General features: G+C 72.7%; 10 protein-coding genes and 1 pseudogene. 5 read left to right on the top strand and 6 right to left on the bottom strand.

Translation table 11 applies throughout. The features are described from left to right. The 3 genes and pseudogenes from ACY34K_RS33305 to ACY34K_RS33315 all read right to left on the bottom strand — a co-directional run. Positions 1-246 (bottom strand): annotated as a pseudogene (locus ACY34K_RS33305) (crotonyl-CoA carboxylase/reductase); the annotation flags it as partial. 421 nt (positions 247-667) lie between these two features. After that, positions 668-1519 carry a TetR family transcriptional regulator gene (locus ACY34K_RS33310; RefSeq protein ID WP_462753919.1) on the bottom strand — a complete coding sequence of 284 codons (852 nt, stop codon included), beginning with the start codon at positions 1517-1519 and terminating at the stop codon, positions 668-670. A 73-nt stretch (positions 1520-1592) separates the two neighbouring features. Further along, the gene (locus ACY34K_RS33315; protein WP_462753921.1) at positions 1593-3374 is read right to left on the bottom strand and encodes a 3-hydroxyacyl-CoA dehydrogenase family protein; all 1782 of its coding nucleotides are present in this window, start codon (positions 3372-3374) and stop codon (positions 1593-1595) included. A gap of 309 nt (positions 3375-3683) precedes the next feature. Here ACY34K_RS33315 and ACY34K_RS33320 point away from each other — a divergent pair, with 309 nt between their 5' ends. Then, positions 3684-4262, top strand: a complete 579-nt coding sequence (locus ACY34K_RS33320; RefSeq protein ID WP_462753923.1) for an adenylosuccinate lyase — start codon at positions 3684-3686, stop codon at positions 4260-4262. 67 nt (positions 4263-4329) lie between these two features. Here the strand turns inward: ACY34K_RS33320 and ACY34K_RS33325 are convergent, their stop codons facing one another. The 3 genes from ACY34K_RS33325 to ACY34K_RS33335 all read right to left on the bottom strand — a co-directional run bounded on the left by ACY34K_RS33325 (position 4330) and on the right by ACY34K_RS33335 (position 7503). Next, positions 4330-4749 (bottom strand): RidA family protein, encoded by a 420-nt coding sequence (locus ACY34K_RS33325; protein WP_462753925.1) that lies wholly within the window; start codon positions 4747-4749, stop codon positions 4330-4332. 37 nt (positions 4750-4786) lie between these two features. After that, positions 4787-6358 (bottom strand): alpha/beta hydrolase, encoded by a 1572-nt coding sequence (locus ACY34K_RS33330; protein ID WP_462753927.1) that lies wholly within the window; start codon positions 6356-6358, stop codon positions 4787-4789. A gap of 110 nt (positions 6359-6468) precedes the next feature. Continuing rightward, positions 6469-7503 carry an Rv2578c family radical SAM protein gene (locus ACY34K_RS33335; RefSeq protein WP_462753929.1) on the bottom strand — a complete coding sequence of 345 codons (1035 nt, stop codon included), beginning with the start codon at positions 7501-7503 and terminating at the stop codon, positions 6469-6471. A gap of 143 nt (positions 7504-7646) precedes the next feature. Here ACY34K_RS33335 and ACY34K_RS33340 point away from each other — a divergent pair, with 143 nt between their 5' ends. The 4 genes from ACY34K_RS33340 (at position 7647) to ACY34K_RS33355 (ending at position 14197) form a co-directional block, all read left to right on the top strand. Then, positions 7647-8090 (top strand): SRPBCC family protein, encoded by a 444-nt coding sequence (locus tag ACY34K_RS33340; protein WP_462753931.1) that lies wholly within the window; start codon positions 7647-7649, stop codon positions 8088-8090. 255 nt (positions 8091-8345) lie between these two features. Next, on the top strand, positions 8346-10784 hold the full coding sequence (locus ACY34K_RS33345) for an MFS transporter (protein WP_462753933.1): 2439 nt from the start codon (positions 8346-8348) through the stop codon (positions 10782-10784). Positions 10785-10908: 124 nt separating this feature from the next. Beyond that, on the top strand, positions 10909-13416 hold the full coding sequence (locus tag ACY34K_RS33350) for a SpoIIE family protein phosphatase (protein WP_462753935.1): 2508 nt from the start codon (positions 10909-10911) through the stop codon (positions 13414-13416). 34 nt (positions 13417-13450) lie between these two features. After that, a complete protein-coding gene (locus tag ACY34K_RS33355) occupies positions 13451-14197 on the top strand; it encodes a class I SAM-dependent methyltransferase (protein WP_462753937.1) in 747 nt (248 codons plus the stop codon). Positions 14198-14209 lie beyond the last annotated feature (12 nt).

Raw genomic sequence — 14209 nt, forward strand, 5'->3', positions numbered from 1 at the left:
CGAGTTGTAGTTGACCGAGGACGCCATGACGGCGACGAGGGCCTCGCCCGGGCCGAGCTCGGGGAGGGGGACCTGGTCCAGGTGGAGCGACTTGCGGGGGTCCTTGTCGCGGGTGGCGAGACCGGCGAACATCTCGGTCTCGTCCTTGTGCACGGTCACCGCGCGGTAGGACTCGGGGAGCGGCAGAGCGGCGAAGTCGGCGGACGTGGTGTCCGGGGACTGGATCGCGTCCAGGATTTCCTTCACGGTGTTGCCTCCGAAGCACGTGGGAGATCGTTGAGGGGAACCCCGCGTAACGAGGGGTTGGTGCTGCTGCTGTGGAGGTGTGCCGTCGGTTCGGGCGGGGTACTGCGGCGGAGCGCGGGTGGCGCGGAAGATGCCTGTGACGCAGGCGTCCGGGCGCGCAATCACGATGGGTTGCGGGGACAGCCGGCGTACGAGAGGTCTCTGCACGCCGGCCGCCCGGACAACATCAACGTATGGCACGGCGTGCCAGGCCGCAAGACACTGCGTGCCAACAATTTCTCTCAGTTGTCATCTGCTCGTCACAGATGAGCGATGATCGATCGACAGGCCTGGTCCATCCCGCACGAAAGGCCGGACGAGCCCAAGGGGGCTCGTCCGGCCTTTTCGGTCAGAAGGGGTCGAACGGGGGCGTGTGACGGGGTCAGCGGTTGCGCAGGGCCTGCTCGATGGTGCGCATGACCTCCTCCAGGGGCGCGTCCGTGCGCGCCACTGTGACGAGCACCTCGCCCTCCCGGGTCACGGCGGCGGACGGGGTCCGGTCGCCGGCCGCGGCGCCCGCACCGGCGGCGGACACCCGGCCCGCGCCTATGCCCGTGCCGAAGGTCTCCCGCACGATGTCGAACGCGTGGTCCAGCTGTGCCTCCACGTCGCCCTGGCCGCCCGCCCGCAGCCAGCGGCGCAGCACATGGTTGTGCGCGGTGACGACCGCGGATGCGGCCACCTCGGCCAGCAGCGGGTCGTCGTTGCCGTCGTGGTGGTCGCGCTCGTCGAAATGGCCCAGGAGATAGCGCGTGAACAACCGCTCGTAGCGGGCCACCGAGGCGATCTCGCGCTCCCGGAGCGTCGGTACCTCGCGGGTGAGGCGGTAGCGCTCGACCGAGACCGCGGGGGACCCGGCGTACATCTTCATGACTTCCTTGATGCCCCGGCAGACCGTGTCCAGCGGGTGCTCGTGCGCCGGCGCGGCGTTGAGCACCGCCTCCGCCCGCACCAAGGTGTCGTCGTGGTCGGGGAAGATCGCCTCTTCCTTGGAGCGGAAGTGGCGGAAGAATGTCCTGCGGGCGACCCCGGCCGCGGCGGCGATCTCGTCGACCGTCGTCGCTTCGTACCCCTTGGTCGCGAACAGTTCCATGGCCGCGGCCGCCAGCTCGCGGCGCATTTTGAGACGTTGGGCGGCGGCGCGGCTGCCGGCGGCACTTTCCGGCGCGTCGGGCGGCGTGGGGGTGGCACGGGGTGACTTGGCGGGCTGGGACATGACCTGAACGTACTGCATCTGTGCAGGAGAGCGCGCCTGAGGGGCCGGGCTGCCCGAAGGTTCGAGCAGCCCGCCCCACTCCCCGTACGGCTCAGCGCCGGGCATATTCGCGGAAGCCGCGCCCCGTCTTGCGGCCGAGGCAGCCGGCCGCCACCAGGTGCTCCAGCAGCGGCGCGGGCGCCAGGCCCGGGTCACGGAACTCGCGGTGCAGCACCTTCTCGATGGCCAGCGACACGTCCAGACCGACGACGTCGAGCAGTTCGAACGGCCCCATCGGGTAGCCGCCGCCCAGCTTCATCGCGGCGTCGATGTCGTCCAGCGAGGCGTAGTGCTCCTGGACCATCTTGATCGCGTTGTTGAGGTACGGGAAGAGCAGCGCGTTCACGATGAATCCGGCCCGGTCGCCGCAGTCCACCGGGTGCTTGCGGATCTTCGCCGTGACCTCGCGGACGGTGGCGTGGACGTCGTCCGCGGTCAGCACCGTGCGCACGACCTCGACCAGCTTCATGGCCGGGGCCGGGTTGAAGAAGTGCATGCCGATGACGTCCTGGGGGCGCGAGGTGGCGCGGGCGCAGGCGACGACGGGCAGCGAGGACGTGGTGGTGGCGAGCACCGCGCCCGGCTTGCAGATCTTGTCCAGGGTGGCGAAGAGCTGCTGCTTGATCTCCAGGTCCTCCGCGACGGCCTCCAGTGCCAGGTCCACGTCGGCGAAGGCGTCGAGCGAGCCCGCCGCGGTGATCCGGGCCAGCGTCTCGTCGCGGGCCTCGGCGGTCAGCCGGCCCTTGTCCACGGAGCGGCCGAGCGACTTGGCGATCCGGGCCTTCGCGGTGTCCGCCTTCTCCTGGGAGCGGGCGGCGAGGACCACGTCGTAACCGGCCTTCGCGAAGACCTCGGCGATGCCGCTCGCCATGGTGCCCGAGCCGGCGACGCCCACCGAGCGGATCTCACGGCCGGTGCCGGTCTCCGCCGTCTCCAGCGGGGTGAGCGCGTCGCGGACGACGGTGGAGCTGCCCGGCGCCTCGTAGGTGTAGAAACCGCGGCCGGACTTGCGGCCGGTCAGGCCCGCCTCGCTGAGCTGCTTCAGGATCGGGGCGGGGGCGTGCAGCCGGTCCTGCGACTCGGCGTACATGGCGTCCAGGACGGTACGGGCGGTGTCGATGCCGATCAGGTCGAGCAGCGCCAGCGGGCCCATCGGCAGCCCGCACCCGAGCTTCATCGCGGCGTCGATGTCCTCGCGGGAGGCGTACTTCGCCTCGTACATCGCGGCCGCCTGGTTGAGGTAGCCGAAGAGGAGGCCGTCCGCGACGAACCCCGGGCGGTCGCCGACGGCGACGGGCTCCTTGCCCAGCTCATGGGCGAGCGTGGTGACGGCGGCCACGGCGGCCGGCGCCGTCAGCACCGAGGAGACGATCTCGACGAGCTTCATGGCCGGGGCCGGGTTGAAGAAGTGCAGGCCCAGCACACGCTCGGGGCGCGCGGAGTCGGCGGCCAGGCGCGTCACCGAGAGCGCGTTGGTGCCGGTGGCGAGGATCGCGTCGGGGCGGACGATGGAGTCCAGCGCCGCGAAGACCTGCTGCTTGAGCTCGTACGACTCGGGAACGACCTCGATGACCAGATCGGCGTCGGCCGCGGCCTGCAGCTCGGAGAAGGTGCGGAAGCGGGCGAGGATGTCGCGCCGCTCGTCCTCGGTGATCCGCTCACGCGCCACGGAGCGGGCGGTCGCGGCCTCCAGGGAGGTGACCGCGTTGCGGGCGGCGGCCTCGCTGATGTCGATACCGATGACCTCGCGGCCGGCACGGGCCAGAACCTCGGCGATACCGGCGCCCATGGTGCCCAGGCCGACGACGGCAATGGTGGAGAGAGGGGTGTCCATCACGGGACTCCAGGAATGAGTGACGACTGATGAGGGGCGCGCGCAGGGAGGGACCCATGCAACGGGCGGACCGCGCGCGAAGTGCGGGTCGCGGTGGAGAGAAACCGACGGACCCTGTCCCGGAGCCACGTCGTACAGAAATGCCGAACCGACTGACACTCGCGGCGGCTGCGTCACCAGGCCGCCGTGAGGGGTGCGGGGGGTGTGCCCCGCTCACTTGAGCTTAACCGGCGGGTAACGAGCGCGCCAGCCCTGGGAAGTCCCCGGAACATGTGATCTGGATCGCCGTCGCGCTGGATACTGGCGGCCATGGACGAGGAGTTCAGATCGCTCACGGACCGGCTGCGGGACGAAGCGGGCGGATCCCCGGCGTACGAACGGCTGATCGCCGCGGACCCGGACGAGCTCGCCGTCGTCCTCACCGAACCCGGCCGGCCGCTGTGGGCGCGCGAGATCGCCGCCTTCCGGCTCGGCCTCGCCGGGGACCGGCGCGCCTTCGAGGCGCTCGTCCTGCTCCTCAACCACCGCGATCCCGAGCGCTGCGTCTCCGCCGCCCACGCCCTCGCCCGGCTCGGCGACCCGCGCACCCCGCGCGCCGCCGCCGCTCTCACCACCAATGAACTCCGTGTCGCCTACGCCCTGGCGCCGGTACGGCTGCTCGCCGAACTGCGGGCCCCCGAGTCCGTACCGGCGCTGATCACCACCCTGGAGCGCCGTCTCACCGCGGGCGACCCGCACTGGCGCGTGGGCGTCGCCTGCGCGGAGGGCCTCGGCACGCTGGGCGACCCCCGCGCCCGGCCCGTCCTCGAGGCGGCCTGTCTCCACCCCCGCCTGGCCCGGGCGGCGACGGACGCACTGCGCCGCCTGAACGGTGCCTCCGCCCGCTGAGCGGAGCCTCCGCCCGGCGAACGGTGCCCCCGCCCGCTGAGCGGAGCCTCCGCCCGGCGGGGCGGTGTCACCGGGACGGGCGGCCCTCCGGCACGATCGCGAAGGCCTCGATCTCCATCAGGAGCGCCGGGTCGACCAGGGCCGAGACCTGGACCGCGGAGCTCGCCGGAGGGCGCGACGGGTCGATCACTTCGTTCCTGGCGGCCCGGATCGCGTACAGGTGGTCCATGTCGGTGACGAAGTACGTGAGCTTCACGACGTCGTCGAAGGAAGCGCCCGCCGCGGCAAGGCACCGCCGCAGGTTCCCGAACACCTGGCGGGCCTGGGCCGCAGGGTCGCCCGCGCCCACCACCTTGCCGTTCTCGTCGAAGGCGCACTGGCCGGATATCGCGACGAACCTGCCGCTGCCCCAGACGGCATGGCTGTAACCGGAACCGGGGGCGACGCCCTCAGGGGCGTGCACATGGGTGAGGTGTGTGCTGCTCATGCGTCTCATCCTCGCGCACGCCCCCGCGGTCAGTGGGTCAATGCCCGTGCCGGAAGAGGCCCTTCGCCGGATTCATCGCCTTCACCGGCTTCGTGTCCCGCGCGCTCTTCGCGGCGTCCGCCGGTTTCGGGTCCGGCACGGCCGCGCAGACCGCGTCCGCGTCTCCGCTCCCCGCGCCGCGCGGGACCTCACCCGTCTCCAGGTAGCGCACCAGATGCCGGTCCAGGCAGGCGTTCCCGCCGAGCGTGACCGCGTGGTTCCCGCCGCCCTGCTCGACGACGAGGCTGGAGCCGCGCAGCCCCCGGTGGACGGAGACGGCGCCCTCGTACGGCGTGGCCGCGTCCTCGGTGGCCTGGAACAGCAGTACCGGCGGCAGCCGGTCGTTCGTCACGTCCGTCGCCGACAGCGAGTCGACCGGCCAGGACGCGCACGGCGCGTTGTACCAGGTGTTGTTCCAGGTGGAGAAGGGCGCCTTGGCGTGCACGGCCCAGCTGTCGCGCCGCCAGGTGTCCCAGTCCCGGGGCCAGCCGGCGTCCCGGCACTGCACCGAGGCGTAGACCGCGTAGGCGTTCTCGTCCGTCGCGTCGAGGGCCGCCAGCGTCTCGTAGGCCTCCAGCAGGGGGCCGGCGTCCTTGCCGTTGGCGTACGCCGAGAACGCCTCCGCAAGCATCGGCCAGAACCCGTTGAAGTACCCGCCCGGAAGGAACGTGTCCTCCAGCTCCGCCGCGCCGACCTTCTTCCCGGCCGGCGTCTTCGCGACCGCCGCACGCATCTGCGTCCAGCGCTGCTGCACCTTCACCGGGTCCGTTCCCAGCCGGTAGGCGCTGTTGTGCTTGGCCACCCACGCCAGGAACGCCTTGTGGCGGGCGTCGAAGGCCAGGTCCTGCGCGAGGTTGGACTCGTACCAGACGCCCCGGGGGTTCACCACGGAGTCCAGCACCGCCCGCCGCACCCGCTCGGGGAACAGCTTGGCGTACACGGCGCCCAGATAGGTCCCGTAGGAGTAGCCGAAGTAGTTGATCCGCTCGGCGCCGACGGCCTGCCGGATCAGGTCGAGGTCCTTCGCCGCGCTGACGGTGTCGATGTGCCTCAGCAGCGAGCCGTATTTGTCGCCGCAGGCCTTGGCGAACGACGCCGCGCGCTCCAGTCCTGCCCGCTCGGCCTGCGCGTCACGCGGCACCGAGTCGGCCCGTACGGGCGTGAAGTGGCCCGGCTTGCAGGTGATCGCCGGCTTGCTCGCGCCCACTCCGCGCGGGTCGAAGCCGATGATGTCGTACTGGGCCGCGACCTTCGCGGGCAGCGCGGCCGCCACGAAGCCGGCCATCGTCCGGCCGCTCGCCCCGGGACCGCCGGGGTTGACCAGCAGCGGGCCCTGGGAGGTCTTGGCGGTGTGCGCGATCCGGGAGAGCGCGAGGGTGATCCGGGTACCCCCCGGATCGTCGTGGTCCAGCGGCACCTGGAGCGTGGCGCACTGGAGCTTCGGGTACTGCTCGGTGGCGCAGCCTGTCCACTTCAGCGCCGCACGCGGCTCCGCGGCCGACGGGGCGGCGGCGAGTGCCCCCGCCATCAGCGCCCCTGCGGCGATGAGCGCTCCTGCGCGTTTCTGCATGTGGCCTCCCGGTCCGGTGGAACGAACGGACCGCGAGGGACACGCGGTCCTCGGCGCATCGTCCCCGGATTCCCGCCCGGAAGGACCTGTTCTGATCAGACTTGACCCGATCAGAGGAGAGTGAGCTGAGTCGGACCGGGCGCGGCCGCTTCCTCCTCGCCCCCCACCGCGGGCCTCCGCGCCGCGCCCCGCCGCGCCGGCCCTATGCCGAACTCGTCCGCCAGCTCGTGCACATGACGGGTGATCCGGCGCTGGTACCACTTGGGGGCGTACGCGCCGTCCGCGTAGAGCCGTTCGTACCGCCCGACCAGGTGGGGGTGGTGCCGGTTCAGCCAGGCCATGAACCACTCGCGTGCCCCGGGCCGCAGGTGCAGCACGAGCGGCGTCACCGAGGTCGCCCCGGCGGCCGCGATCGCGCGGACGGTGTCGCGCAACTGGTCGGGACGGTCGCCGAGGAAGGGGATCACCGGGGCCATCAGCACCGAGCACCCGATGCCGTGGTCCGTCAGGGTCCGTACGACGTCGAGCCGGCGTTCCGGGGCCGGCGTGCCGGGCTCGACCGTGCGCCACAGCTCCTGGTCGGTGAATCCGACGGAGACGGAGATCCCGACGTCCGTGACCTCGGCCGCCTGGAGGAGCAGCTCCAGGTCACGCAGGATCAGCGTGCCCTTGGTGAGGATGGAGAACGGGTTCGCGCGGTCGCGCAGGGCGGCGATGATCCCGGGCATCAGCCGGTAGCGGCCCTCCGCGCGCTGGTAGCAGTCGACATTGGTGCCCATCGCGATGTGCGCGCCCTGCCAGCGCGGCGAGGCCAGCTGGCGGCGGAGCAGCTCCGGCGCGTTGATCTTCACCACGATCTGGGAGTCGAACCCCAGACCGGTGTCGAGGTCCAGATAGCTGTGCGTCTTGCGGGCGAAGCAGTACACGCACGCGTGCGTGCAGCCGCGGTAGGGGTTGACGGTCCATTCGAACGGCATGCGCGAGGCGCCGGGCACCCGGTTCACGATCGAGCGCGCCCGTACCTCGTGGAAGGTGATCCCGCGGAACTCGGGCGTGTCGAACGTACGGGTGGTCACGGCGCCCGTCCCGAACAGCGCCGCTTCCCCGGCCACGACCGGCTTCTCGCTCAGATTCTCCCAGCGCATGGACGCCTCCTCGGTAGCACTGGGCCCCACAATAGAACATGTGTTCCCATGATCACCTCTGTCGGGGAGGCCTGGATTTGGGCGGCCCCGGCGCAGGTGGTTGGCTGGTGCCCCCTTACGGAACGAGTGCTGGAGGACAAGGCATGGCGCAGGTCGAGGCCACGACGGAGCGGGTCATCGCGGCGGACGCGGAGACGGTGTTCGACGCCCTGGCCGACTACAAGGTCACCCGCGCGAAGCTGCTGCCCGAGCACTTCAGCGAGTACGAGGTACGCGAGGGCGGCGACGGAGAGGGCACCGTCGTGCACTGGAAGCTCCAGGCCACCAGCAAGCGCATCCGTGACTGTCTGCTGGACGTCAGCGAGACGCCGGACGGCCGGCTCGTCGAGAAGGACCGCAACTCCTCCATGGTCACCACCTGGACCGTCACCCCGGCCGGCGAGGGCCGGGCCCGGGTCGTCGTCAGCACCGTCTGGAACGGCGCCGGCGGCATCGGCGGGTTCTTCGAGCGGACCTTCGCGCCGAAGGGGCTCGGCCGCATCTACGACGCGCTGCTCGACAAGCTCGCCGCCGAGGTGGAGAAGTAAGCCCCGTGAACCGCTGAAACGGTCACCGTTTCGGGTGGTCTTCCCGCCGGCCCCCCGGCGCGCCACGTGCGACTGCGCGCCCGGGGGTCCACGGGAAACCGCTGATGAGCGCGGCGAGGACCGCCGCCTCGATGATCGGCCGCCCCCCTCCATGCGTCTCGCCCCGGTAATGCCCGCTTGCTCCGCGTATGCGCCTGATGCGAACAATGGCGCCGCGCAGGCGTACACGACGGGCGCGTCGAGGGGAGCAGGTTCGTGGGTGGGATCACGCTGGCGAGCGACGAACAGGCCGCAGGGACCGTGCCCGAGGACACGGCGCCGCCGCCCGACGAGCCCTTCCCCACCGCCCCGCCGAGTCCGCGCCGCGTACGCCTGATCTTCCTGGCCCTGGTGCTCGCGCTGCTGCTCGCCGCGGTCCAGCAGACGATCGCCGCCGCCGTCCTCCCGCGGATCGCCGGCGAGCTGGGCGCCCCGGGCCGGAGCTCGTGGGCGGTCACCGCCCACCTCCTCGCCGCCACCGTCGCCCTGCCCGTCACCGGCAAACTGGGCGACCTCCGGGGCCGCAAAGGCGTCTTCCTGTTCTCCCTGGCCGTCTTCGCCGCCGGCTCCGCCCTCGCCGGCTGGTCACAGACCATGGACCAGCTCATCGCCTGCCGCGCCGTGCAGGGCATCGGGGCCGGCGGGCTGCTGGCGGGCACCCATGCGATCACCGCCGACCTGGTCCCGCCCCGTACACGCGGCCGGTTCCTGGGGCTGAGCGGCGCCGTACTCGGCCTTGCCTGGGTGGCGGGCCCACCACTCGGCGGCTACCTCGCCGACCACGCCTCGTGGCGCTGGTGCTTCTGGCTCGGCGCACCCCCGGCGCTGCTCGCGCTCCTCGTCGTGGGCGCCGCGCTGACGCTCCCCAGGCCCGTCGCCAAAGGCCGCCTCGACGTCCTCGGCGCGCTCCTGCTGGCGGCCGCCTCCACCTGCCTGATCCTGCTCACCACCTGGGGCGGCGCCGAGCACCCCTGGAACTCGCGCGTCATCCTGGGCCTGGCCTGTGGAGCCGCGGGCACCCTCCTGCTCTTCCTGGTCGTGGAGAACTACGCGCCCGAACCCCTCGTGCCGCTGCGGCTGTTCCGCGACCCCGTCTTCACCGTCACCGGCCTCGCCGCCATGGTCGCCGGTGCCGCCCTGTTCGGCGCCGCGAGCTGTCTGCCCGCCTTCCTCCGCACCACCCGGGCGGCCGACCCCGTCCAGCTCCTGCAACTGACGCTGCCCCTGACGGGCGGCATGCTCGTCGCCGCCGTCCTCTCCGGCCAGCTCATCAGCCGGACCGGCCACTACAAGATCTACGCGATCCTCGGCAGCTCCGTCTCCGCCGTCGGCATGTGGCTGCTGTCCCGGCTCGACGCCGACACCCCGCGCCTGGACCACAGCGTCTGGCAGGCCGTCCTCGGCACCGGCATCGGCCTCCTCCTGCCGGTCCTGCTCCTCGCCGCGCAGAACACCGCGCCACCCGCCGACCTCGGCGCCGCCACCAGCGCCCACACCTGCCTCCGGCAGCTCGGCGCCTGCGCCGGCGCCGCGGTACTGGGCACGCTCCTCGCCGGCCGGCTCGAATCCGCGCTCGCCGGCCGGCTGCCCACCGGGGCCGTGCCGTCCGACCCCTGGGCGCTCACCCCCGAGACCCTGCGCCTGCTCCCGCCCGCCCTGCGCGAAAGCGCCGTACGGGCCTTCGCCGACACGATGCCCACCACCTTCCTCCAGCTCGTACCGGTCCTCGCGCTCGGCCTCCTCCTCGCCTTCTTCCTCAAGGAGAAACCGCTGGTGTCCCACCCCGCTCACGGTGGCGAGGCGGCCACGCTGCCCCGGGCGCGCGTCGCCGCGCCGCGCCCGGCGCCTCCGCATCCCCTTCCCGCCCAGGCCGCCCCGCCCGAGGCCACCGCCTCCTACGGCGTTCCCGTCTACGGGGCCGTCCAGCACCACGACGGGTCGCGCGTGCCGAACGCCGCCCTCACCCTCATCGACGGCCACGGCAGGCAGATCGGACGCGGCGCGAGCGGATCCGACGGACGGTACGCGCTGAGCGTCCCGTCGGCCGGGTCGTACGTGATGATCGCGTCGGCCGGGGGACACCAGCCGCAGGCCGTCTCCGTCACCGTCGGCGAGCGCGCCGTGGAGCTCGACGTGGTCCTCGGCGGCGCCGGACGGCTCGCCGGTACCGTCGTCACCGCCGGCGGCACCCCGCTGCGCGACGCGGCGGTCACCCTGACCGACGTCCGGGGTGACGTCGTCGCCTCGGCCCGCAGCGGACACGACGGCGGATACCTCATGGCCGAACTCGTCGCGGGGGAGTACACCCTCGCCGCGAGCGCCCCCGCCTTCCGCCCCGCCGCCCTGCCGGTCACCGTGCAGGCGTCCCGGGAGACCCGCCAGGACATCGAGCTGGCCGGCGGGGCGATGCTCCGCGGGACGGTACGCGCCCCCGGGGGGCGGCCCGTGGAGGACGCGCGGGTGACGCTGCTCGACGCCGCGGGCAATGTGGTCGACACGCTCACCACCGGCCCGGACGGCAGATTCCGCTTCGTGGACCTCTCCTCCGGCTCGTACACGGTGATCGCGGCCGGGTACCCGCCCGTGGCGACGGTGCTGCAGGTCGCGGGCGGGGGGCGTACGGAGCGCGATCTGCAAGTGGGGTACGAGGATTGACCAAGCGTCAGTTCCCGGCGGAGGGTGCGGGGGATTCCTCCGACGACCGGCGCACTACGGCGCGTCGGCCGTACCTTGGTGTATGAGCCGCAGCTCCGTGCGGCGGGGAAGGAGCCCTCCAGCCATGGACAGAGGCGTTCCGCGGGCACGACGGCATCCGTCGTCCCTCACGGGTGGCCGTGTTCCGCTCGCCGTGGTCGTCGTGGACGGCGAGGGCCTGGTGTCGCACTGGTCCACCGGCGCACGCCGGCTGTTCGGACACCCCAGGGAGTACGCCGTGGGCCGGCCCGCCGCCGAGCTGCTCCCCGTCTCCGGCGCGCTCGGCGAGTACGCCGCGTACGAGACCGAGGCCGGGGACGCGTACGGGGCCGAGGCCGGGGACGCGTACGGGGCCGGGGCCGAAGACGCGTACGGGACGGTGGGAGCCCGTGCCGAACCCGGTGACGGCCCGCAGGCCGGTCTCTCTTCGGCCGGGATGCTTCCCTATCCGGCCGCGGGCCGCGCCCGGCTGTCCGGTGACGGCCCCGGCCGCGCCGACGTGCTGTGGTGGTCCTACCCCATGATCGGGCCCGGGCCCGAACGACTGCTGGTCCTGGCCGCGGACGCCACCCAGTTCCGTGAGCAGGCCGCCGGCCAGGAGCACTTCCAGCGCATAGCCCCCGGTTTCGCGCTCCACACCGATTTCCCCGGCTCCGACGAACTGGCCCGGCGGCTCCCGGAGATCCTGCCGAGCATGAGCGTCCGGGAGGCCACCCGGATCGTCGCCCAGGTCCTGGAACTGGGCTACCCTGTCGTGGAGTTCAGCCACCACGAGCGCGTCCCCGTGACACCCGACTGGGGCGTACCCCGGCGCACGGAGCGCGGTGCCCGCCCGCGCACGGCGGACGAGCACGCGTCCGGGGCCGAGTGGGTGGCGGTGGACGACCCGCGACACGACCTCGAATACGCCGCCGTACGGGAACGGCTGGAGTTCCTCAACGAGGTCAGCGGGCGCATCGGTTCCTCACTGGACCTCACCCGCACGATCCAGGAGGTCAGCGCCGCGGTCGTACCCCGGTTCACCGATGTCGCCGGCACCTATCTGCGCGAACAGGTCGTCGCGGGCGAGGGGTTCCCGGACGGGCCGCCGGACGCCACCACCCTGTGGCACCGGGTCGCCGTCGAGCACGTCGACGAGCCGGGCCGGTGGGACGACGTGGTGCCGGTCGGCGAGTCCATGCCGTTCCCCGCGCAGACGCCGTTCTTCCAGTGCATGACCACCGGCGAGCCGGTCCTCGTGCCGCGCATCAGCGAGGAGGCGGGCACCGCGATCGCCTCGCAGTTCGAGAAGCGCGACATCCGGCCGCTCATCACCGGGCGGTCCATGCTGGTCGTGCCGCTCAAGGCGCGCCATGTGGTGCTCGGCTTCATGATCCTGCTGCGCCACCCCGGGCGTGCGGCGTTCAACGACATGGACCGGGTGACGGGCGCGGAACTCGCCGCGCGGGCCGGGCTCGTCCTCGACAACGCGCGGATGTACACCCACCAGGAGAACGTCGCCGAGACCCTCCAGGACTCCATGCTCCCCAAGGTGGCACCGCGCACCGCCGGCTGCGACACGGCCACCCGCTATCTGCCCGGCACGTTCCTCGGCCGGGTCGGCGGCGACTGGTTCGACTCCGTCAAGCTCCCCGGTTCCCGGACCGCCCTCGTCGTCGGCGACGTGATGGGCCACGGGCTGAACTCCGCCGCCATGATGGGGCAGCTGCGCACCGCCGTACAGACCATGGCGGCCCTCGACCTGCCGCCCGCGCAGCTCCTGCGCAACCTCGACGACCTCGCCCAGCGGCTCGGCGAGCACTATCTGGCGACCTGCCTCTACGCCGTCTACGACCCGATCGGCGGCGAGCTGCTCATGGCCAACGCGGGCCATGTGCCCCCGGTGCTCGTACGGGCGGAGGACGGCCGCAGCGAACTCCTGGACCTGCCGACGGGGGCGCCGATCGGAGTCGGCGGTGTCCCGTTCGAGACGGTGCGCGTACCGGTGTCTCCCGGTGACCGGCTCGTCATGTGCACCGACGGGCTGGTCGAGGTGCGCGGGGAGGACATCGGTGTCGGCCTCGCCACGCTCTGCGAGTCGGCCGCGCACCCGGCGGCCTCCATGGACCACGCCTGCGACACCATCGTCCGGGCCCTGGCCGGCCGGGGCGGCCGCCGGGACGACGTCGCCCTGCTGATGGCCCGGCTGAGCGGGATCGCGGCCGAGGACGTGGCCCGCTGGGAGCTCGCCCCCGAGCCGGGCGAGGTCCGCCGCGCCAGGCGTCTGGTGCGCGCACAGCTCGCCGCATGGCGCTTGGAGGAGACGGCCCGGACGGTCGAGCTCCTGGTGAGCGAGCTCGTGACCAATGCCGTACGGCACGGGGGCGCCGCCCGCCCGATCGAGTTGCGGCTGGTGCGCACCGACGTCCTGCTCTGCGAGGTCTCGGACGGCGGAAGCACCCTGCCGACGCTGCTCAGCGCCGGTCCTTCCGACGAGTACGGGCGTGGCCTGCGGGTCGTCAGCGCCCTGGCACGGGAATGGGGGTCGAGCCGGTCGGGCGACGGCACGTCGGTGTGGTGCGAACTGCCACTGCCGAGGAAGATCAGAACCTGACGTTCCGTTTCCGTCGTATCCCCGGGAGCTGGTCATGACCGTGACGAGTCGGTACAAGGAGGCGTGGGAAGGCTTCTGGCGCGAGGCCTCCCCGGAAGCAGGGTCCGTCTTCTGGGACGCCGAGCCGGCCGTGACGGCCGCGCTCCACCTCGCTGTCCTGCAACCCCACCTGGCCGCCCCCGCGCTGCCCCTCATCGACCTGGGCTGCGGAAACGGCACCCAGACGCACTTCCTCGCCGGGCGCTTCCCCCAGGTCCACGGGCTCGACCTGGCGCCCTCGGCGATCGAGCACGCCGGCCGGGAGAGCCGCCCGGACGGGGCGGACGGGCCGGAGGGCGCGCGGTTCCGGGTGGTGGACGCCGTGGACGGCCCGGCGGTGACCCGGCTCCACGACGAGTTCGGGGACGCCAACGTCTACATGCGCGGCGTCCTCCACCAGGCGGAACCCCAGGACCGGCAGCCCCTCGCCGACGCGATCGCCACCCTCGTCGGGAGGCGCGGCCGGGCATTCGTCGTCGAACTCGGCGAGGCGGCCGGCCGGGTCCTGCGCACCCTGGCCGAAAGCCCGGAAGGCCCGCCCGCCAAGCTGCGCCCGGTCTTCCGCCACGGCATCGCCCCGGCGGACGTGGCCGACGCCGAGGTCCCCGGGTACTTCCGCAAGGCCGGTCTCGACATCCTCGCGACCGGGGAGCTTCCCCTCACCACGACGGAGTACGCGCGCGAGGGCGGCGGCCGCATCGAGCTCCCGTCGACCTGGTGGGTGGCCGGCCGCCGCGACTGAGAACGCGGGAAG

It is taken from the genome of Streptomyces sp. STAM6, from assembly GCF_054963715.1.

Excerpts from the sequence above, each read along its gene's own strand:
- ACY34K_RS33310 (WP_462753919.1), bottom strand. The coding sequence starts at position 1,519 with ATGCAGTACGTTCAGGTCATGTCCCAGCCCGCCAAGTCACCCCGTGCC.
- ACY34K_RS33350 (WP_462753935.1), top strand. The coding sequence starts at position 10,909 with ATGGACAGAGGCGTTCCGCGGGCACGACGGCATCCGTCGTCCCTCACG.
- ACY34K_RS33320 (WP_462753923.1), top strand. The coding sequence starts at position 3,684 with ATGGACGAGGAGTTCAGATCGCTCACGGACCGGCTGCGGGACGAAGCG.
- ACY34K_RS33335 (WP_462753929.1), bottom strand. The coding sequence starts at position 7,503 with ATGCGCTGGGAGAATCTGAGCGAGAAGCCGGTCGTGGCCGGGGAAGCG.
- ACY34K_RS33330 (WP_462753927.1), bottom strand. The coding sequence starts at position 6,358 with ATGCAGAAACGCGCAGGAGCGCTCATCGCCGCAGGGGCGCTGATGGCG.
- ACY34K_RS33355 (WP_462753937.1), top strand. The coding sequence starts at position 13,451 with ATGACCGTGACGAGTCGGTACAAGGAGGCGTGGGAAGGCTTCTGGCGC.
- ACY34K_RS33315 (WP_462753921.1), bottom strand. The coding sequence starts at position 3,374 with ATGGACACCCCTCTCTCCACCATTGCCGTCGTCGGCCTGGGCACCATG.
- ACY34K_RS33325 (WP_462753925.1), bottom strand. The coding sequence starts at position 4,749 with ATGAGCAGCACACACCTCACCCATGTGCACGCCCCTGAGGGCGTCGCC.
- ACY34K_RS33340 (WP_462753931.1), top strand. The coding sequence starts at position 7,647 with ATGGCGCAGGTCGAGGCCACGACGGAGCGGGTCATCGCGGCGGACGCG.